The following is a 17,173-nucleotide window of genomic DNA, read 5'->3' as shown; positions in this document are numbered from 1 at the left end:
CGCGCGCGTCCCTCCCCTGGTGAACGCCCGGTCCCATCTGCGGGTTCCCGCTGACAGCGGATACAGTCACCGTTGCGCCAACTAAGGGGACAGGAGAGGGCCATTACCGCCAACCGGCAGACCGACTGGGCGCTCGCCGACGCCTTCGTCCCCGAGGACGACGCACTGCGCTGGGCCCGGGAACGGGCCCGGGAGGCGGGGCTGGCCCCGGTCTCCCAGGGCACCGGTGCGGCGCTGCGTCTGCTGGCCGCCTCGACGGACGCCAAGGCGGTCGCCGAGATCGGTACGGGCACCGGCGTGTCGGGGATCTACCTGCTGCTGGGGATGCGCCCGGACGGCACCCTGACGACCGTGGACGTGCAGCCGGAGCACCAGCAGCTCGCGAAGACGGCGTTCCGGGCGGCGGGCTTCGCCGGCAACCGGGCGCGGTTCATCCCGGGCCGGGCCCTGGACGTGCTGCCGCGGCTCGCGGACGGCGGGTACGACCTGGTCTTCTGCGACGGCGACCGCGCGGAGTACCCGGACTACCTCGCTGAATCGTTGCGCCTGCTCCGACCTGGGGGTCTCGTCTGCTTCGAGGGCGTCTTCGCGGACGGTCGCACGGTCGATTCGGGCGCCCAGCCCGCCGAGGTGCAGCGGGTCCGCGAGCTGCTGCGGACGGTCCGGGAGAGCTCCCAGCTGCTGCCGACCCTGCTGCCGGTGGGCGACGGCCTGCTCTGCGCGGTCCGGCGCGGCTGACCGCCCCCGGGCGGGCGGACCCCGCCCCGGACACACCGCTGCCCCGGACGGCGGGGCCGTACCGGGGCAGCGTGCAGGAAATAGGGGAGGGTCAGCCGACGACCTTCTTCAGGGCGTCGCCGAGCGCCTCGGCCTCGTCCGGGGTCAGCTCGACCACGAGCCGACCGCCGCCTTCGAGCGGAACGCGCATGACGATGCCCCGCCCCTCCTTGGTCACCTCGAGCGGGCCGTCACCCGTCCGCGGCTTCATGGCCGCCATGCTCGTTCCCCTTCCTGAAACCAGCTCATCTTCAGCCGGGCAGCTCCATAGCGCGGAGCACGCGTCACCGGCTTCGAACACATTGCTTCCAGGTCATTATCCCGCATCGCAGGACCCGATGACCAACATCGATCGGCATCGCTTGCGCAACGCGCTCCCGCAAAACCCCACATTTCGGCGTCGGGCCTGCGATACTTCGCCGCCGCGGGTCGCTCCGCGGGCCCCGATTCTTTGACGCAGCTCACATGGGCGGTACGGGTGATCTCCGTCATGCTGGGCTGATCAGCCGACGCACGAGACGAAGGGGTCCCGATGGCCGACACGGTCCTGTACGAAGTGAGCGACGGGCTCGCCACCATCACGCTCAACCGGCCCGAGGCCATGAACGCGCTGAACATCGCGGCGAAGGTGGCGCTGCGGGACGCCGCCGAGGCGGCTGCCGCCGACCCGGCGGTCCGGGCGGTGCTGCTGACGGCGGCGGGCGACCGGGCGTTCTGCGTCGGCCAGGACCTGAAGGAGCACGTCGGTCTGCTCCTCCAGGACCAGGAGACGGGCAGCCGCGAGACGATGAACACGGTCCGGGACCACTACAACCCGATCGTCCGGGCGCTCACCGGCATGAAGAAGCCCGTGGTCGCCGCGGTGAACGGCGTCGCCGCCGGCGCCGGCTTCGGCTTCGCGCTCGCCGCGGACTACCGGATCGTCGCCGACACCGCCACCTTCAACACCTCGTTCGCGGGCGTGGCGCTCACCGCCGACTCGGGCATGTCCTGGACGCTGCCCCGGCTGATCGGCCGGAGCCGCGCCTCCGACCTGCTGATCTTCCCCCGCTCCATCGGCGCCCAGGAGGCGTACGAGCTGGGCATCGTGAACCGCCTGGTGCCGGCCGCCGAACTGGCCGAGGAGGCCCGCAAGCTGGCCCGGAAGCTCGCCGAGGGCCCCACGGTGGCGTACGCGGCGCTCAAGGCGTCGGTCGCCTACGGCGCCGACCACTCGCTCGACGAGGCCCTGGACAAGGAGGACGAGCTCCAGACCCTGGCCGGCGCCTCCGAGGACCACACCATCGCGGTCCGCGCCTTCCTCGCCAAGGAGAAGCCGAAGTACCTCGGGAAGTGACGGGAGCCCGGGGCGGCTACCGGCCGCCCCGGGCCACGCAGTCCGTCAGATGGTCGTCGACCAGGCCGCACGCCTGCATCAGGGCGTAGGCCGTGGTCGGGCCGACGAAGCGGACGCCGCGCTTCTTCAGCGCCTTGGCCAGGGCCGTGGACTCGTCGGTCACGGCCGGGACGTCGGCCAGGGTGCGCGGGGCGGGGCGGGCCGCCGGGTCGGGGGCGTGGGACCAGATCAGGGCGTCCAGCTCGCCGGGGGCCCAGTCGGCGAGCAGCTTCGCGTTGGCGAGGGTCGCGTCGATCTTGGCCCGGTTGCGGATGATGCCCTCGTCGGCGAGGAGCCGCTCGCGGTCGGCGTCCCCGAAGCCGGCGACGGAGGCGATGCGGAAGCCGGCGAAGGCGCGCCGGAAGCCCTCCCGGCGGCGCAGGATGGTGATCCAGGAGAGGCCCGACTGGAAGGCCTCCAGGCAGAGCCGTTCGAAGAGGGCGTCGTCGCCGCGGACCGGGCGGCCCCACTCCTCGTCGTGGTACGCGGTGTAGTCCTCGGTCGACAGGCCCCAGGGGCAGCGCGGCCGCCCGTCGGGGCCCGGGATCGCCCCGCCGGTCATCGCTCGTCGCCCTCCGCCGTCTCGCCGGCGGCCGGCGCGCCCGCGAGGGCCGCCTCCAGCTCCGCGATCCGGGCGTCGCGCTCGGCGAGCTCCGCCGCGAGCCGGTCCAGGACGTCGTCCACGTCCTCCATCCGGTAGCCGCGGGCGGCGACCGGCAGCCGCAGCGCCTCGACGTCGGAGCGGTCCACGGGGCGGCTCAGCGGCAGCGGGTCCACCAGCTGCTCGGGGGCCGCGTCGGGCAGCACCTCGCTGTCGCCGCCGCCGACCACGGCGAGGGTCACGGCCGCGACGACCACGACCATCGTGATGAGCAGAAACCAGAACACCAGCGCGCCTCTCCCGGAGTGGAAAACGTCCCGTGCCGATCGTGCCATGCGCCGCCGACAGTTAGGGTCGCAGACGACTGCACAGGACGCCGTCGACGGGTCGCGAGGGAGGACATAAGGGATGCTGCGCTTGGGACGGCGTGAATTCGGGCCGCACGAGCCGGTGATCATGGCGATCGTGAACCGGACCCCGGACTCCTTCTACGACCAGGGCGCGACCTTCCGCGACGAGCCGGCGCTCGCCCGCGTCGAGCAGGCGGTGGCCGAGGGCGCCGCGATCATCGACATCGGCGGCGTCAAGGCCGGCCCCGGCGAGGAGGTCACGGCCGAGGAGGAGGCCCGCCGCACGGTCGGCTTCGTCGCGGAGGTCCGGCGCCGCCACCCCGACGTGGTGATCAGTGTGGACACCTGGCGGGCGGACGTCGGCGAGGCGGTCTGCGAGGCCGGCGCGGACCTGCTCAACGACGCCTGGGGCGGGGTCGACCCGCGGCTCGCGGAGGTCGCCGCGCGGTACGGCGCGGGCCTGGTCTGCACCCACGCGGGCGGCGCCGAGCCGCGGACCCGGCCGCACCGGGTGGAGTACGAGGACGTGATGGCCGACATCCTGCGGGTCACCGTGGGCCTGGCCGAGCGGGCGGTCGCGCTGGGCGTGCGGCGGGACGGGATCATGATCGACCCCGGTCACGACTTCGGGAAGAACACCCGGCACAGCCTGGAGGCGACGCGGCGCCTCGGCGAGATGGCGGAGACGGGGTGGCCGGTCCTCGTCTCCCTGTCGAACAAGGACTTCGTCGGGGAGACGCTGGACCGGCCGGTGAAGGAGCGGGTGCTGGGGACGCTGGCGACGACCGCCGTGTCGGCGTGGCTGGGGGCGCAGGTGTACCGCGTCCACGAGGTCGCGGAGACCCGGCAGGTGCTCGACATGGTGGCGTCGATCGCCGGTCACCGGCCCCCTGCCGTCGCGCGGCGGGGGCTCGCCTAGGTCGTTTCTTTCGGATCAGGCCGGATCAGGGAGCGGCGTCCGGTGCGTGCGCTCGCAAGGCGGAGGAGGGAGTCGACGCGGTGGGGGCACCTCCCAGCGGTAGCTGGGGGAGTCGGCGACCGACGACAACGCCGCGAGCGTGCGTGCAAGACGCCGCGAGCCCGGCATGATCCGGAAGAGACGGCCTAGCCGGGCCGGGTACGGGAAGGGGCGCCCGCGGCGGGCTCTCCCCCACGCGGCCCCTTCCCGTGACCGCTCAGCGGCCGGCGCGGCCGGTCAGCGCCCGACCTCCTTGCTGACCAGCGCCACCGCCTCCTCCACGTCGTCGGTGACGTGGAAGAGGAGGAGGTCGCGCTCGCTCGCCTTGCCGCCCGCCACGACCGAGTCCTTCAGCCAGTCGACGAGGCCCTTCCAGTACGCGCTGCCGAACAGCACGATCGGGAAGCGGGTCACCTTGCGGGTCTGCACCAGGGTGAGCGCCTCGAAGAGCTCGTCGAGGGTGCCGAGGCCGCCGGGCAGGACGACGAAGCCCTGCGCGTACTTCACGAACATCGTCTTGCGGACGAAGAAGTACCGGAAGTTCACGCCGATGTCGACGTGCTGGTTGAGCCCCTGCTCGAAGGGGAGCTCGATGCCGAGGCCGACCGAGATGCCCTTCGCCTCCCGGGCGCCCTTGTTCGCCGCCTCCATGGCGCCCGGGCCGCCGCCCGTGATCACCGCGAAGCCCGCCTCGACGAGCGCCCGGCCGAGCCGTACGCCCGCCTCGTACTCGGGCGAGTCCGGCTTCGTCCGCGCCGAACCGAAGACGCTGATGGCGCTCGGCAGTTCGGCGAGCGCGCCGAAGCCCTCGACGAACTCGGACTGGATCCGCATGACCCGCCACGGGTCGGTGTGGACCCACTCCGAGTCGCCCTCGGTGTCGAGCAGCCGCTGGTCCGTGGTGCCCGGCTGGACCTGGTCCCTGCGCCTCAGCACCGGTCCGAGGCGCTGCTCCTCCGGCTTCGCCATTCCCTCGGGACTGCCCATGGCCTGCTCCCTCCGCCGATCCACGATCGATCACGATCTTCTTGCTCTTGGGTCAGCGTAGGACTACTGAGGTGACGAAACGCGAAATTACGGGAGACGGGCAGTCAGCCAGTCGCGGAGCCGGGCCTCGCAGTGGTGGATCCGGTCGACGTGGACGTGCTCGTCCCGCTTGTGCGCGTAGATCGGGTCGCCGGGGCCGTAGTTGACCGCGGGCACGCCGAGCGCGCTGAACCGGGAGACGTCGGTCCAGCCGAACTTGGGCATCGCGGTGCCTCCGACGGCCTTCATGAACGCCTCGGCGGCCGGGTGGGAGAGGCCGGGCAGCGCGCCGGGGCTCTCGTCGTCGACGACGAACTCGGCGATGTCGCAGTCCGCGAAGACCTCGCGGACGTGCGCCAGCGCCTGGGCCGGGGAGCGGTCGGGGGCGTACCGGTAGTTGACCGTGACCGAGCAGGCGTCGGGGATGACGTTGGTGGCGACGCCGCCCTCGATCGCGACCGCGTTGAGGCCCTCGTGGTACTCCAGGCCGTCGATGACCGGCCTGCGCGGCTCGTACGCGGCGAGGCGGGCGAGGATCGGCGCGGCGGTGTGGATGGCGTTGGAGCCCATCCAGGAGCGGGCGGAGTGGGCGCGCTCGCCGGCCGTGCGCAGGATGACGCGGAGGGTGCCCTGGCAGCCGCCCTCGACCTGCCCGTCGGAGGGTTCGAGCAGGACGGCGAAGTCGCCCTCCAGCCACTCCGGGTGGGCGGCGGCGATCTTCCCGAGGCCGTTGAGGTCGGCGGCGACCTCCTCGTTGTCGTAGAAGACGAAGGTGAGGTCGCGGTTGGGCTCGGGGACGGTGGCGGCGATCCGGAGCTGGACGGCGACGCCGGACTTCATGTCGGAGGTGCCGCAGCCCCACAGGACGCCGTCGGCGTCGAGCCGGGACGGCACGTTGTCGGCGATCGGCACGGTGTCGATGTGGCCGGCGAGGACGACCCGCTCGGCGCGGCCGAGGTCGGTCCGGGCGACGACGTTGTTGCCGTACCGGTCGACGCTGAGGTGCGGCAGGGCGCGCAGGGCCTGCTCGATCGCGTCGGCGAGCGGCTTCTCGGTCCCGCTGACGGAGGCGAAGTCGACGAGGGCGGCGGTGAGCGCGGCCCCGTCCTGGGCGAGGTCGAGCGGGGTCTCCCGTGCGGTGATGTCAGCCATATGCCGACCCTAACCCGGCCTCCAGTACGGTGGGCCCCGTGTCCGACTCCCCCCGCCCCGCCCGCCGAGGCCGACTCGCCCGTTCGGCCGCCGCTCTCGCCGTCCTGTGCGGCCTCGTGTCGTACATCGCCGTCCACCAGATGACCGGCAGCAAAGGCGCGCCCCGGTGCGCCGTGGGCAGCGGGGACAACCGCTACGAGTTCACCCCCGAGCAGGCGTCGAACGCGGCGACGATCGCCGCGGTCGGGACCTCGCGGGGACTGCCCGAGCGGGCGGTCACGATCGCGCTGGCGACCGCGCTCCAGGAGTCGGCGCTGCGGAACATCGAGCACGGCGACCGGGACTCGCTGGGCCTGTTCCAGCAGCGCCCGTCGATGGGCTGGGGCACCCCGGAGCAGATCATGGACCCGGTGTACTCGGCCGGGAAGTTCTACGAGGGTCTGGAGAAGGTCCCGGGCTACTCGCGGATGCCGCTGACGGTGGCGGCGCAGAAGGTCCAGAAGAGCGGCTTCCCGCAGGCGTACGCCAAGCACGAGCCGGACGCGACGCTGCTGTCCGCGGCGCTGACCGGGCGGGCCCCGGCGGCGCTCTCCTGCACGGCCGACCTGAAGGACGGCCGGTCCGGCGACCCCGCCCTCGTCCGTACGGAGCTGGTCCGGGCCTTCGGCGAGTCGGCCGCGCCCACCTCGGTCTCCGGCGGTGCCAGCGCGGGCCGCTCGGCGGCGGAGCCGGCCGTCCTCGTGGTGCCCGTCCGGGGCGGCGGGGAGCGGCGCGGCTGGGAGCTGGCGCAGTGGGCGGTGGCCCGGTCGGACGCGCTGCGGGTCGCGGAGGTCGCGTACGGAGGCCGGGTCTGGCGCGCGGACGACTCGGGCGGCGGCTGGGAGGCGTCGGAGTCGTCCTCCTCCCCCGCCGCGACGGTCCGCCTCCGGCTCGTCCGCTGACGAGGGCCGCCCCCGCCCGTTCCCGCCTGCCCGACCGCGTGGACGTGACCCCGTGAACCGGTCCGTCCGCGGGGTGGACTGGTGTGCGGTGGGGTCGCCCGGGACGGGGATCGGCCGTCTGGGGGAAGCCGGTCGCGCGGTGCGGCGCGTGGGGCGCCCGGGGGGCTTGGGGCGCAAGAGGAGTGACGGTTCGGCAGTGGGGGGCGCGCGGCGGCGTTCGTCCGCTTTCCTCCCCACCCGACAATACGACGCATGACCCAGCCTTTACCTTCGACGCCCGCAACCTCCCCCGCCCCCGGCTCGGTTGTGCAGCCCGCAGACGCAACGTCCTCACCGTCTTCCGTCGAAGGAGCACCATGTCCCTCCCCCTGACCCGCCGGATCGCCCGTGTCGCCCTGATCGTCGCGGCCGGCGCAGCCCCCGTGGTCGGCGCGGCCGGCTCCGCGAGCGCCCTGGACCAGGGCCTCGCGCCGACCGGCGCGCTCGGTGGCCTGACCGCGCTGGACGCGGCCGACGCGGGTTCGGCCGTCGACGGTGCCGCCCGGACCACGACCGGTGTCGCGGGCGCGACCGGCGGCGAGGCCGTCGGCACGGCCGTCCCGGCCGCCGGCAAGGCCGTGGGCGCGGCCGGCAAGACCGCCACCCCGGCGGCCCAGGAGATCGCCGGCGAGACCGCGGGCAGCGCCGGCCAGGCGCTCGGCGAGACGGCCGGTGCCGCCGCCGACAGCACCGGCGGCACCCCGGCGGCCGGCGCGCTGGGCGGCGCCCCGGCCGGCCAGATGCTGGGCGGCCTGCCCCTCGGCTGAGCCGTCGGCGGACGCACGGAAGGGCCCGGGTCGCACACGCGCCCGGGCCCTTCCGCGTACCGTGACCGCGCGGTCAGCCGAGGCGCTTGACCGCCGCGTCGACCCGCTCGTCCGTCGCCGTGAAGGCGACCCGCACGAAGCGGGCACCCGCCTCGCCGTAGAAGTCGCCCGGGGCGACCAGGATCCCCTTCTCCGCCAGGTACGCCACCGTGTCCCAGCAGGGCTCGTCGCGGGTGGCCCACAGGTAGAGGCTGGCCTCGGAGTGCTCGATGCGGAAGCCGTGGGCCTCCAGGGCGCCCTTCAGGGCGGCACGCCGGGCCGCGTACCGGGCGCGCTGCTCGGCGACGTGGGTGTCGTCGCCGAGGGCGGCGACGGTGGCGGCCTGGACGGGCGCCGCGGTCATCATGCCGCCGTGCTTGCGGATCTGGAGCAGCTCGCCGAGGACGGCCGCGTCGCCGGCGACGAACGCCGCCCGGTAGCCGGCCAGGTTGGAGCGCTTGGAGAGCGAGTGGACGGCGACGATCCCCTCGTACGAGCCGCCGCAGACGTCCGGGTGCAGGACCGACACCGGGTCGGCCTCCCAGCCCAGTTCGAGGTAGCACTCGTCGGAGAAGACGAGGACGCCGTGCTCGCGGGCCCAGGCCACGATCCGGGTGAGCTCGTCCTTCGGGAGGACCTTGCCGGTCGGGTTCGACGGGGAGTTGAGCCACAGCAGCTTCAGGCCGGCCGGGTCCAGCTCCGTGGGGTCGTCGTAGACCACCGCCTCCGCGCCGCAGAGCCGCGCGCCGACCTCGTACGTCGGGTACGCGAGCCGCGGGTAGGCCACCTTGTCCCCGGCGCCGAGGCCCAGCTGGGTCGGCAGCCAGGCGACCAGCTCCTTGGAGCCGACCACCGGCAGCACGTTCTCGTGGGCGAAGCCGGTCGCGCCGAGCCGTCGCCCGCACCAGCCGGTGAGCGCGTCGCGCAGCGCCGGGGTGCCCCAGACCGTCGGATAGCCCGGCGAGTCCGCCGCGGCCACCAGGGCCTCCTGGATCAGCGGGGGCACCGGGTCGACCGGCGTGCCGACCGACAGGTCCACGATCCCGTCCGGGTGGGCCAGGGCGGTCGCCTTGTACGGCTCCAGCTTGTCCCAGGGGAAGACGGGCAGGCGCGAAGAGACTGCGCTCACGGGTTGGCTCACTTCCTCAGTGCGTACGCGATACGCGTCGGTCCCGCACGGCGGTGGAGCCGTACGGGACCGAGAGCGGGTGCAACGAAAGATCAGCCGTTCTGCGGCGGCAGGGCGGCGATGAAGGGGTGGTCGCGCTCGATCTCGCCGAGCTTGGAGGCGCCACCGGGCGAACCCAGGTCGTCGAAGAACTCGACGTTCGCCTTGTAGTAGTCCTTCCACTCCTCCGGGGTGTCGTCCTCGTAGAAGATCGCCTCGACCGGGCAGACCGGCTCACAGGCTCCACAGTCGACGCACTCGTCCGGGTGGATGTAGAGAGATCGCTTGCCCTCGTAGATGCAGTCGACGGGGCACTCCTCGATGCAAGCCTTGTCCTTGACGTCGACACAAGGCTGCGCGATGACGTAGGTCACGCTGTCGTTCCTCCTCGGTAGGGCTGGTCTGCGCGGGAGCGCGGTGTCGTCGATGCCCGCACCTAGTATCTCCGTTCTTGAGGGCGATCCGAACAGGAGGGGCGGAGAAGCTGTGGAATTCACCGGCGGAGGACGGCTTGAGGTCCGTGTCACCAGCGCTGACGTGGGGAAACGTGTCTCCGTTCGGTATGTGACGGACTCCCCGTCGGAGGGTGAACGATTCACGGACGCCGTTGGGGTGCTCACATCCTGGGACGCGGGTGTGCTCACGATCACACGAAAGAGCGGCGAGACCGTCCGGATCCCGGAACCGCGCCTGGTCGCGGGCAAGATCGTGCCGGCGGCGCCGGCCCGCCGCCGCGGCCCCGCCGCCACCTTCCCGGAGCTCTCCCGGGCCGCCGCGCGCGCGTGGCAGCCGGTCGAGAGCGAGATGCTCGGGGAGTGGACCCTGCGGGCCGCCGACGGATTCACCCGGCGGGCCAACTCGGTGCTGCCGGCGGGCGATCCCGGGCTGCCGGTCGCCGACGCGCTGGCGGTCGTGCGGGAGTGGTACGCGGACCGGAAGCTGCCCGCGTACGTGCAGACCGCGACCGGCGCCGAGGGCACCCAGGAGCTGCTCTCCGCCGAGCTGGAACGGCTCGGCTGGACCCGTGAGGTCACGGCCGAGCTGCGGATCGCGGCCCTCGCGCCGCTCGCCGACCGGGAGCCCGGCCCCGTGGAGGTCCGCCTCTCCCGGACGCCCGACGAGGCGTGGCTGCGCCGCTACCAGCGGTTCACGGCGACGAGCCCGGCGGTGCGGCAGGTGCTCGGCGCGGGGCCGAGTGTGTGGTTCGCGTCCGTCGCGGGCACCGGGGAAGTACCGGCCGCCATCGGGCGTTGTGTCGTCGACGGACGGTGGGCCGGCTTCCTGGCGATAGAGGTCGATCCGGAGCTCCGCCGTCGGGGACTGGCCACCGCGGTCATGACCGCGCTCGCCCGGCAGGCCCTCGACGAGGGCGCGTCGGCGGCCTGGCTCCAGGTCGAGAGCGACAACGAGGCGGCGCGGGCGCTGTACGAGGGGATGGGCTTCGCGGTGCACCACCACTACCACCACTACCGGCAGGCGGAGGCGTGAGCGAGGCGTGAGCGCGGAGGACCCCCTGAAGCCGCCGCCCGACCGGACGCCGGACCGGCGGCGGGAGTTCGCGGAGGAGGCCAGGGCCGAGCGGCCCGACCTCGCCCGGCTCTGCCTGCTGATCTGCGCCGTGGCGGACCCGGCCGTCACCGAACAGGACCTGGTCGAGGCCGACGTCGAACTCGACCGGCTCGCCGGGCTCGTCCCGTACGGCACCCGCTTCACCGGCGCGTGGAAGGCCGAGCTGGCGGCGCTCCTCGGCGGCCGCGAGGGGTTCGAGGGGGTCCCCGCCGACTACCAGCGCCTGGAGTCCTCGCTGCTGCACGAGGTGCTGCGGCGCCGGCGCGGTCTGCCGATCCTGCTGTCCGTGGTGTGGATCGAGGTCGCCCGGCGGGCCGGTGCGCCGGTGTACGGGCTCGGGCTGCCCGGCCACTTCGTCGTCGGCTTCGGCGACCCGGCCGACCTGGACCTCGCCGACCCCTTCGCCGGCGGGCTGCCGATGACGGCGGAGGACGCCGAACTGCTGGTGGCGAGCGCGACCGGCGAGGCCCTGGACCGCTCCATGCTGCGGCCGGCCGAGCCGGGCGCGATCGTGCTGCGGATCCTCGGCAACATCCGCGCCTGGGCGACCCCCCGCCCGGAGCGCTCCGATGTGGCCCTGTGGGCGGTGGAGCTGGCGCTGCTGCTCCCGTCCCACCCGGCCCGCCTCCGCTACGAGCGGGCGGAACTCCTCGTCCAGCGCGGCGACTTCCTGACCGGCGCGGCCGAGATGGAGGCGTACGCGCAGATCATGGACGCGGTCGACCCGGACTCCGCCGCCGCGATCCGCCACCGGGCCCAGGCGGCCCGGGCGCGGCTGAACTAGGTCGTTTCTTTCGGATCAGGCCGGATCAGGGAGCGGCGTCCGGTGCGTGCGCTCGCAAGGCGGAGGAGGGAGCCGACGCGGTGGGGGCACCTCCCAGCGGTAGCTGGGGGAGTCGGCGACCGACGACAACGCGGCGAGCGTGCGTGCCAGGCGTCGCGAGCCCGGCATGATCCGGAAGAGACGGCCTAGCCCTGGGCCGGGCTGAACCGGCCCTGGGAGCGGATGAGGTCCATCAGGCGGGCGTGGGTGGGGGCGTCGGCGGCGGCGACGAGCCCGCGGGCGCGGCCCGCCTCCAGGGGGGCGCCGTCGATGCCGGTGACGACGCAGCCGGCGGCCCGGCAGAGGGCGATGCCGGCGGCGAAGTGGACGCTGCCGGTGAGGTCGCCCCCGTCGGTGACGTACGCGGCCCGCTTGCCCGCCGCGACCCAGGCGAGCGCGAGCGAGGTGGAGACCACGCGGGGGCGGAACCCGGCGACGAAGTCCGGGTGGGCGAGGAGGTCGACGGCGCGGAAGCCGGGGGCGCCGGGGAACGGCGGGTCCAGGTTGACGTCGACGAGCCCGGTCGCGGCGGTCGGGGCGAGGGGCTTCCCGTCCTGCCCCCACGCGCGCGTGCCGTCGGTGTGGAACACCTCCCCGTCCTCGCCGCCGAACGGGTCCGCGACGGCCGCCGCCCCGCCGCGCAGGGCCACGTTGACGGCCACCAGCTTGTTGCCGACGGCGTAGTTGAGGGTGCCGCAGAGCGGGTCCACCAGCCACTGGCGGTCGGCGTCGGCCGCGCCCTGCCGGCCGCTCTCCTCGCCGAGGATCGCGTCGTCGGGGCGGGCGGCGCGCAGGACGTCGAGGATGGCCCGCTCGGCCGCGAGATCGGCGGTGGTGGCGAAGTCGCCCGCGCCCTTGTCGATCCGTTCGAGTTCCTGTCCGTGGAGGCCGCGGACGACCTCGGCGCCGGCGCGGGCCGCCGCGGCGGCGACCTCGGCGTCGGTGAGCTCCTGGGTGATCATGGAGCGAGGCTACGTCGGGGGGCGGGGGCGGGCCAGGGGTTCGCGGAAGAGAGGGAGCGGGGCGACCGGATTCGAACCGGCGTCCTCCGAGATGCCATCGCGGCGCATTACCTCTGTGCTACGACCCCGCTCCCAGGCCGCCGAGTCTAGGCGGGGCCGTCCGAGCAGGGCGAACGACTTTCCGGGGCGCGGCGATGAGGGGGCGTCAGGTGCGCCGGGCGCTCAGCCGGCGACGAGGACGGCGGAGAGGGCGAGGGCGCCGGGGAGGGCCTGGGCGAAGAGGATGCGGCGGTTGGCGGTGGCGGCGCCGTAGAGGCCGGCGACGACGACGCACGACAGGAAGAAGACCTGGACCCGGAAGCCGGTCGGGTCGTCGGCGATCAGGCCCCAGACGAGTCCCGCCGCGATGAAGCCGTTGTAGAGGCCCTGGTTGGCGGCCATGGTCGCGGTCTCGCGGGCGAGCCGCGCGTCGAAGCCGGAGAAGCGGCGACCGGCGTCCTTCTCCCACAGGAACATCTCCATCACGAGGATGTAGGCGTGCAGGAGTGCGATGAGGGCGACGAGGATGTCTGCGGTCAGGTGCATGCCCCCATTGTGAGCGGCGGTGCTGCGCCGCCGGACGCCGACACCCCCCGGGCGGGTGCCCGCGGGGGTGTCGGGGTGGGCTCGGGCCGGGGGTCAGCCCTCGCCGCTGAGGTCGATCGTCGCGGTGCGCTCGGCCTTGGTCCTGCCGCGGAGGGCGTCGCGCATCACGAAGGCGACGTCGTCGGCGGAGACCTCGTGCTTGCTGCCGTCGCCCTTGGTGATCATGACGCCGTCGAAGGTGCCTTCGAGGAGGCGGGTGATCGCCTTCTTGTCGTAGACCTCCACCAGGTGTCCGTCGACGGCCTTCATGGAGAGGATCTGCGGCAGCGAGCGGGCCGGGCCGAAGTCGATCTCCTTGCCGCCGGCCCGGATGGTGATCCGGCCGGACATGGCGGGCTGGGCGAACTCCTTCATCGCCCGGTCCAGTTCGGCCTTGGTGACCGTGGGCTTGCGGACGCTGACCGGGAGTTCGACGACCTTGGTCACGCCGGTCTCGACCTGGGCGCGGAAGGCGTCCTTGACGGAGATCATCGAGCGCTGGACGTCGAGGCCCTGGCCGGGCTTGCCCTCGACGGCGGTGACCTTGTTCGGGGCGAACAGGATCGTCGCCTCGGTCGCCGACGAGGAGGAGCCCGCGAGGTCCCGGAGCGCGACCGCGAGCTTCTCGTCGTCGACCGGGAAGACCGGCTTCGCGACCCGCTCGCCGCCGAAGAGGGAGCCGATCACCGAGACCGGGTTGTAGTCGCTGCCGGCGGCGCCCCGGACCGTCTCCTGGCTGTCCAGGGAGAGACCGGCCTTGTCGGGGGCGAGCTGGATCTTCTTGCCGCCCACGGAGAGCTGCAGCGGGGTCGCGGCGCGCTTGCCGAGCGTCGCCTCCAGCTTGTTGACGGCCTCGTCCTTCGTCCCGCCGCCGATGTCCACGCCGAGCACGGTGGTGCCCTTCGGGACGTCGGAGTGGTTGAGGAGGAGTCCGGCGCCGTAGGCGACGCCGGCGATGCCGACGACCCCGGCGGCCACCAGGACCAGCTTGGAGCGGCCCTTCTTCGCGGGGGCGGGCTTCGGCGCGGGCCGGGGGGCCGGCGCCGGCTGGGGGGCCCGCTCCTGGTGCGGGGGCCGGGGCGGCCCGCCCGGGCCGGGCCGGCCGGCGGCCGGGGGCACGACCGGGATGCCGCTCGTCAGGGTGTCGCCGGACACCTTGCCGCCGGCGGGGTCGCCCGGGGCGCCGGGACCGCCGGGGCCCGGCACCGGGGCGGGCTGCTGCGGCGTCAGGATCGCGGTGTCGTCGGACATGCGCGGGGCGCCGCCGGGGCCGTACGGGCCGGGGCCGCCGGGCACCGGACCGCCGGGGACGGGACCGCCGGGGACCGGACCGCCGGCCATCGGGCCGCGGGCCGCACCCGGGCCGGGGCGGCGGGGCATGGCGGGACGCTGGGGGGCGCCGCCGCCGAGGTCGGCGATGCCGCTGGCCGGTCCCGTGGTCGGGCCGGTGGGCTGTCCGTCGTACCGGGGCGAGCCGGCCGCCGGGGTGGCGTCGTACCTGGGCGTCCCCTCGGCGGGCGTGCCGTCGTACGCGGGCGTGCCGCCCGCCGGGGTCCCGTCCTGGGTGCCGGGCGCGGGGCCGTCGTACAGGGGGACGCCGGCGGCGGGGGTGCCGTCGTAGCCGGGGAGGGTGCCGGTGTCGTACAGCGGGTTGCTGACGGGGCGGCTGGAGGGCGCGCTGCCGACCGTGGGGACGCCGGCGGTCGCGGAGCCCGCGAAGCCGGTGCCGGGGGTCTGCGGGCCGCCGGGGGCCTTCGGGGCGGGCGCGGCGGGGGCCGGGGCCGCCGGGGCGGCGGGGCCGGGCGCGGGGGCCGTGGGCGCGCTCTTGCGGGGCGCGAACCAGTCGCTGGGCTCCTTCGCCTTGGGCGCCTCGGCGGCGGCCTGCGGCGGCTCGGGCGCGGCCGGGGCGGGAGCCGGCTCCGGCTCGGGCTCCGGGGCCGGCGCGGGAGCGGTCCGCTCCGGCTCGGCGGTCGCCGCGGCGTCGTCGGCGGCGCCGGCGACGGGCTTGCGGACCACGACGGGCGGGATCGGCCGCGAACCCGGAATGTTGATGCGGATCCGGGTCGTCAGGGTGGTCTCGGTCTTCGGCTCCTCCGGCGGCGCGGCGGGCGCGCCGGGGCCCTCCTCCGGCGCGTCCTGCGCCGGGTGGAGCGACGGATACTGGCGGGATCCGTAAGGCTGGGTTCCCGACGGGTAGGCGGCCCCGCCGCGCCCCTGGGCGCCGGAGGACGAACTGTCGGTCTCTCGACCAGTTTCACGACTCAAAGCAGGATCTCCCGGTTGGCTCCGCCGCCCGCTCTTGCTGATGCTCGTACTGTCCCGGGCGGTTCGGCGGCGCGCACCACCATACTGTCCGGCGCCGCCGGTTATCCGCTCGGTGCGGACTCCGGCCGCCGACGGGTGGCCCGGGGGACGGCTACGGGGTGTTCTGCGGCAGCCTGCTGACGGTGGCGCAGGCCACAGCGGCGCCCATGCCCCCGAAGAGGAAGAGCAGCTCGCCGAGGCCGCCGCCGAAGAGCCCGTCGCCCTCGGGGCGGCCGAGGCTGAGCACGATGACGGCGAGGAGCCAGCCGCCGCCGGCGGCGGCGAGGCCGACCTGGTTCCCGGTGGCGCGCATGCCGCCGTAGAAGAGGGCGGCGGTGCCGAGGAGGGCGAGGAGCAGGCCGAGGGGGAGCCAGGCGGCCTGGACGAGGGCGCCCGCGGTGCCGGTGACGGCACCGAGGACGAGGAGGCCGGCGTAGGCGGCGTACCGGGCGGCGGGGCTGGTCATCGGGCGGTCGCCTCCTCGGGGAGACCGGCGAAGAGGTCGGTCTCGCGCTCGCCGGCGGGGGCCCCGGAGGTGCCGCGGACGAGCTCGTAGTACTCGGTGGTGAAGAGCGGCTGGCCGAGGTCGTTGGAGAGGGCGAACCAGGGGCCGTCGACGGCGACCTGGGTGGCGTGGGCGGCCATGGCGGCGCTCTTGCGGGCCGCGTACGAGGTCGCCGCGGCGAGGTCGCCGCCGTCGATCTCGGTGGTGATCCGCTCCTCGTCGACGACGCCGGGGACGTCGTCGAGGGCGGCGTCCTCGGGGAAGGCGGAGCCCTCGGCGGCCAGGCGGGCGAAGCCGGCCTCGGCGACGGGGCGGGGCACCCGGTTCCAGTAGATCTTGGCGATGGTGTGGGCCGGGCCGAGGTCGGGGCGGTGGCCGGGGTCGGCGGCGAGGTCGGCGGCGCGCATGGCGACCCGGTGGGCCTGGATGTGGTCGGGGTGGCCGTAGCCGCCGTCGGGGTCGTAGGTGACGAGGACCTGGGGGCGGGTCTCGCGGATCACCTCGACCAGGTACGCGGCGGCGGTGTCGACGTCGGTGTTCCAGAAGGCGTTGGCGCGCTCGTTCTGGGGGACGCCCATCATCCCGGAGTCGCGGAAGCGGCCCTGGCCGCCGAGGAAGCGGTGGTCGGTGACGCCGAGGGCGGCCATCGCGGCGGCGAGTTCGCCGACGCGGTGCGGGCCGAGCCGGTCCTCGCGGTCGGGAGCCAGGTGGGCCAGGTCGGGCGGGATGACCTCGCCCTCCTCGCCCAGGGTGCAGGTGACCAGGGTGACAAGGGCGCCTTCGGCCGCGTACCGGGCCATGGTGGCGCCGTTGTTGATCGACTCGTCGTCGGGGTGCGCGTGTACGAGGAGCAGACGACGGGCGGGGAGATCGGTCATGGCCCCACCCTACGAGGCGGGGCCGCCGGAGACCGCCCGGGTCAGAACTTGAGGCCGGCGATCATGCTCGCCACGTTGGTGGTGAGGGTGGTGATGGAGTCGGCGAGGGAGGAGCTGGCGAGGTAGAAGCCCAGGAGCGCGCAGACCACCGCATGACCGGCTTTGAGTCCGGATTTCCGGATCAGCAGGAAGACGACGATCGCCAGCAGCACCACCACGGAGATCGAGAGCGAGAGTGCCACGGCGGTTCACCTCCACCTTCGGTCGGGAATACGAGCGGTTCTTGCGAGCGGGTCGGGCAGGGTTCGTGCGGGT

Annotated in this window: 20 protein-coding genes and 1 tRNA gene; 7 read left to right on the top strand and 14 right to left on the bottom strand. The window is 74.4% G+C overall.

Translation table 11 applies throughout. The annotated features are described in order from the left end of the window. The first annotated feature begins 72 nt into the window (after positions 1-72). Positions 73-738, top strand: a complete 666-nt coding sequence (locus ABFY03_RS24755) for an O-methyltransferase (RefSeq protein WP_319012435.1) — start codon at positions 73-75, stop codon at positions 736-738. Between the two features lie 91 nt (positions 739-829). On the opposite strand, the gene ABFY03_RS24750 is transcribed toward ABFY03_RS24755, so the two are convergent. After that, the gene (locus ABFY03_RS24750; protein WP_009997451.1) at positions 830-997 is read right to left on the bottom strand and encodes a DUF3117 domain-containing protein; all 168 of its coding nucleotides are present in this window, start codon (positions 995-997) and stop codon (positions 830-832) included. 312 nt (positions 998-1,309) lie between these two features. Between ABFY03_RS24750 and chcB the strand changes: the two genes are divergently transcribed. Next, a complete protein-coding gene (chcB, locus tag ABFY03_RS24745; protein ID WP_346170874.1) occupies positions 1,310-2,113 on the top strand; it encodes a 2-cyclohexenylcarbonyl CoA isomerase in 804 nt (267 codons plus the stop codon). A 16-nt stretch (positions 2,114-2,129) separates the two neighbouring features. Here chcB and ABFY03_RS24740 read toward each other — a convergent pair whose 3' ends face one another. Then, positions 2,130-2,714, bottom strand: coding sequence for a DNA-3-methyladenine glycosylase I (locus ABFY03_RS24740; RefSeq protein WP_346170873.1), 585 nt, complete (start codon positions 2,712-2,714; stop codon positions 2,130-2,132). After that, on the bottom strand, positions 2,711-3,040 hold the full coding sequence (locus ABFY03_RS24735; protein ID WP_319012432.1) for a DivIVA domain-containing protein: 330 nt from the start codon (positions 3,038-3,040) through the stop codon (positions 2,711-2,713). The genes ABFY03_RS24740 and ABFY03_RS24735 overlap by 4 nt, the downstream gene beginning before the upstream one ends. Before the next feature lie 121 nt (positions 3,041-3,161). Between ABFY03_RS24735 and folP the strand changes: the two genes are divergently transcribed. Beyond that, entirely contained in the window at positions 3,162-4,022 is an 861-nt protein-coding gene (gene folP, locus ABFY03_RS24730) for a dihydropteroate synthase (protein ID WP_319012431.1), read from the top strand. 276 nt (positions 4,023-4,298) lie between these two features. Here the strand turns inward: folP and ABFY03_RS24725 are convergent, their stop codons facing one another. Both ABFY03_RS24725 and dapE read right to left on the bottom strand, forming a co-directional pair. Continuing rightward, the gene (locus ABFY03_RS24725) at positions 4,299-5,048 is read right to left on the bottom strand and encodes an LOG family protein (RefSeq protein ID WP_319012430.1); all 750 of its coding nucleotides are present in this window, start codon (positions 5,046-5,048) and stop codon (positions 4,299-4,301) included. Positions 5,049-5,135: 87 nt separating this feature from the next. Then, on the bottom strand, positions 5,136-6,239 hold the full coding sequence (gene dapE, locus ABFY03_RS24720; RefSeq protein WP_346170872.1) for a succinyl-diaminopimelate desuccinylase: 1,104 nt from the start codon (positions 6,237-6,239) through the stop codon (positions 5,136-5,138). A 29-nt stretch (positions 6,240-6,268) separates the two neighbouring features. Between dapE and ABFY03_RS24715 the strand changes: the two genes are divergently transcribed. Continuing rightward, positions 6,269-7,180 carry a VldE C-terminal domain-containing protein gene (locus ABFY03_RS24715; RefSeq protein ID WP_319012428.1) on the top strand — a complete coding sequence of 304 codons (912 nt, stop codon included), beginning with the start codon at positions 6,269-6,271 and terminating at the stop codon, positions 7,178-7,180. Positions 7,181-7,536: 356 nt separating this feature from the next. Then, the gene (locus ABFY03_RS24710) at positions 7,537-7,986 is read left to right on the top strand and encodes an ATP-binding protein (RefSeq protein ID WP_319012427.1); all 450 of its coding nucleotides are present in this window, start codon (positions 7,537-7,539) and stop codon (positions 7,984-7,986) included. 73 nt (positions 7,987-8,059) lie between these two features. On the opposite strand, the gene ABFY03_RS24705 is transcribed toward ABFY03_RS24710, so the two are convergent. Beyond that, positions 8,060-9,154: a bifunctional succinyldiaminopimelate transaminase/glutamate-prephenate aminotransferase gene (locus ABFY03_RS24705; RefSeq protein WP_319012426.1), complete on the bottom strand. Its 1,095-nt coding sequence runs from the start codon at positions 9,152-9,154 to the stop codon at positions 8,060-8,062. Positions 9,155-9,246: 92 nt separating this feature from the next. Continuing rightward, entirely contained in the window at positions 9,247-9,567 is a 321-nt protein-coding gene (fdxA, locus tag ABFY03_RS24700) for a ferredoxin (RefSeq protein ID WP_030207635.1), read from the bottom strand. Positions 9,568-9,679: 112 nt separating this feature from the next. Here fdxA and ABFY03_RS24695 point away from each other — a divergent pair, with 112 nt between their 5' ends. Together ABFY03_RS24695 and ABFY03_RS24690 are read left to right on the top strand one after the other, a co-directional pair. Beyond that, positions 9,680-10,681, top strand: coding sequence for a GNAT family N-acetyltransferase (locus ABFY03_RS24695; protein ID WP_346170871.1), 1,002 nt, complete (start codon positions 9,680-9,682; stop codon positions 10,679-10,681). 7 nt (positions 10,682-10,688) lie between these two features. Beyond that, the gene (locus ABFY03_RS24690; RefSeq protein ID WP_346170870.1) at positions 10,689-11,546 is read left to right on the top strand and encodes a transglutaminase family protein; all 858 of its coding nucleotides are present in this window, start codon (positions 10,689-10,691) and stop codon (positions 11,544-11,546) included. A 185-nt stretch (positions 11,547-11,731) separates the two neighbouring features. Here the strand turns inward: ABFY03_RS24690 and ABFY03_RS24685 are convergent, their stop codons facing one another. The 7 genes from ABFY03_RS24685 to ABFY03_RS24655 form a co-directional block, all read right to left on the bottom strand. Then, positions 11,732-12,547: an inositol monophosphatase family protein gene (locus tag ABFY03_RS24685; protein ID WP_319012423.1), complete on the bottom strand. Its 816-nt coding sequence runs from the start codon at positions 12,545-12,547 to the stop codon at positions 11,732-11,734. 55 nt (positions 12,548-12,602) lie between these two features. Continuing rightward, positions 12,603-12,677: transfer RNA gene (locus ABFY03_RS24680), tRNA-Ala, on the bottom strand. A 92-nt stretch (positions 12,678-12,769) separates the two neighbouring features. Beyond that, positions 12,770-13,132, bottom strand: a complete 363-nt coding sequence (locus ABFY03_RS24675; RefSeq protein WP_319012422.1) for a DUF1304 domain-containing protein — start codon at positions 13,130-13,132, stop codon at positions 12,770-12,772. 93 nt (positions 13,133-13,225) lie between these two features. After that, positions 13,226-15,436 carry a peptidoglycan binding domain-containing protein gene (locus tag ABFY03_RS24670; RefSeq protein ID WP_346170869.1) on the bottom strand — a complete coding sequence of 737 codons (2,211 nt, stop codon included), beginning with the start codon at positions 15,434-15,436 and terminating at the stop codon, positions 13,226-13,228. Between the two features lie 151 nt (positions 15,437-15,587). After that, entirely contained in the window at positions 15,588-15,941 is a 354-nt protein-coding gene (locus ABFY03_RS24665; RefSeq protein WP_346170868.1) for a DUF6113 family protein, read from the bottom strand. Continuing rightward, on the bottom strand, positions 15,938-16,858 hold the full coding sequence (gene mshB, locus ABFY03_RS24660; protein ID WP_319012419.1) for an N-acetyl-1-D-myo-inositol-2-amino-2-deoxy-alpha-D-glucopyranoside deacetylase: 921 nt from the start codon (positions 16,856-16,858) through the stop codon (positions 15,938-15,940). The genes ABFY03_RS24665 and mshB overlap by 4 nt, the downstream gene beginning before the upstream one ends. A gap of 41 nt (positions 16,859-16,899) precedes the next feature. Further along, complete coding sequence (locus tag ABFY03_RS24655; RefSeq protein WP_319012418.1) at positions 16,900-17,100, bottom strand: hypothetical protein; 201 nt, start codon at positions 17,098-17,100, stop codon at positions 16,900-16,902. Between the last annotated feature and the right edge of the window lie 73 nt (positions 17,101-17,173).

Source organism: Streptomyces roseofulvus, assembly GCF_039534915.1.
Lineage (GTDB): Bacteria > Actinomycetota > Actinomycetes > Streptomycetales > Streptomycetaceae > Streptomyces > Streptomyces roseofulvus.
The sequence above is the reverse complement of the archived record's forward strand: the minus strand, read 5'-3'. Positions and strand labels throughout refer to the sequence as shown.

Excerpts from the sequence above, each read along its gene's own strand:
- ABFY03_RS24750 (WP_009997451.1), bottom strand. The coding sequence starts at position 997 with ATGGCGGCCATGAAGCCGCGGACGGGTGACGGCCCGCTCGAGGTGACC.
- chcB (WP_346170874.1), top strand. The coding sequence starts at position 1,310 with ATGGCCGACACGGTCCTGTACGAAGTGAGCGACGGGCTCGCCACCATC.
- ABFY03_RS24740 (WP_346170873.1), bottom strand. The coding sequence starts at position 2,714 with ATGACCGGCGGGGCGATCCCGGGCCCCGACGGGCGGCCGCGCTGCCCC.
- folP (WP_319012431.1), top strand. The coding sequence starts at position 3,162 with ATGCTGCGCTTGGGACGGCGTGAATTCGGGCCGCACGAGCCGGTGATC.
- ABFY03_RS24725 (WP_319012430.1), bottom strand. The coding sequence starts at position 5,048 with ATGGGCAGTCCCGAGGGAATGGCGAAGCCGGAGGAGCAGCGCCTCGGA.
- dapE (WP_346170872.1), bottom strand. The coding sequence starts at position 6,239 with ATGGCTGACATCACCGCACGGGAGACCCCGCTCGACCTCGCCCAGGAC.
- ABFY03_RS24710 (WP_319012427.1), top strand. The coding sequence starts at position 7,537 with ATGTCCCTCCCCCTGACCCGCCGGATCGCCCGTGTCGCCCTGATCGTC.
- ABFY03_RS24685 (WP_319012423.1), bottom strand. The coding sequence starts at position 12,547 with ATGATCACCCAGGAGCTCACCGACGCCGAGGTCGCCGCCGCGGCGGCC.
- ABFY03_RS24675 (WP_319012422.1), bottom strand. The coding sequence starts at position 13,132 with ATGCACCTGACCGCAGACATCCTCGTCGCCCTCATCGCACTCCTGCAC.
- ABFY03_RS24665 (WP_346170868.1), bottom strand. The coding sequence starts at position 15,941 with ATGACCAGCCCCGCCGCCCGGTACGCCGCCTACGCCGGCCTCCTCGTC.
- mshB (WP_319012419.1), bottom strand. The coding sequence starts at position 16,858 with ATGACCGATCTCCCCGCCCGTCGTCTGCTCCTCGTACACGCGCACCCC.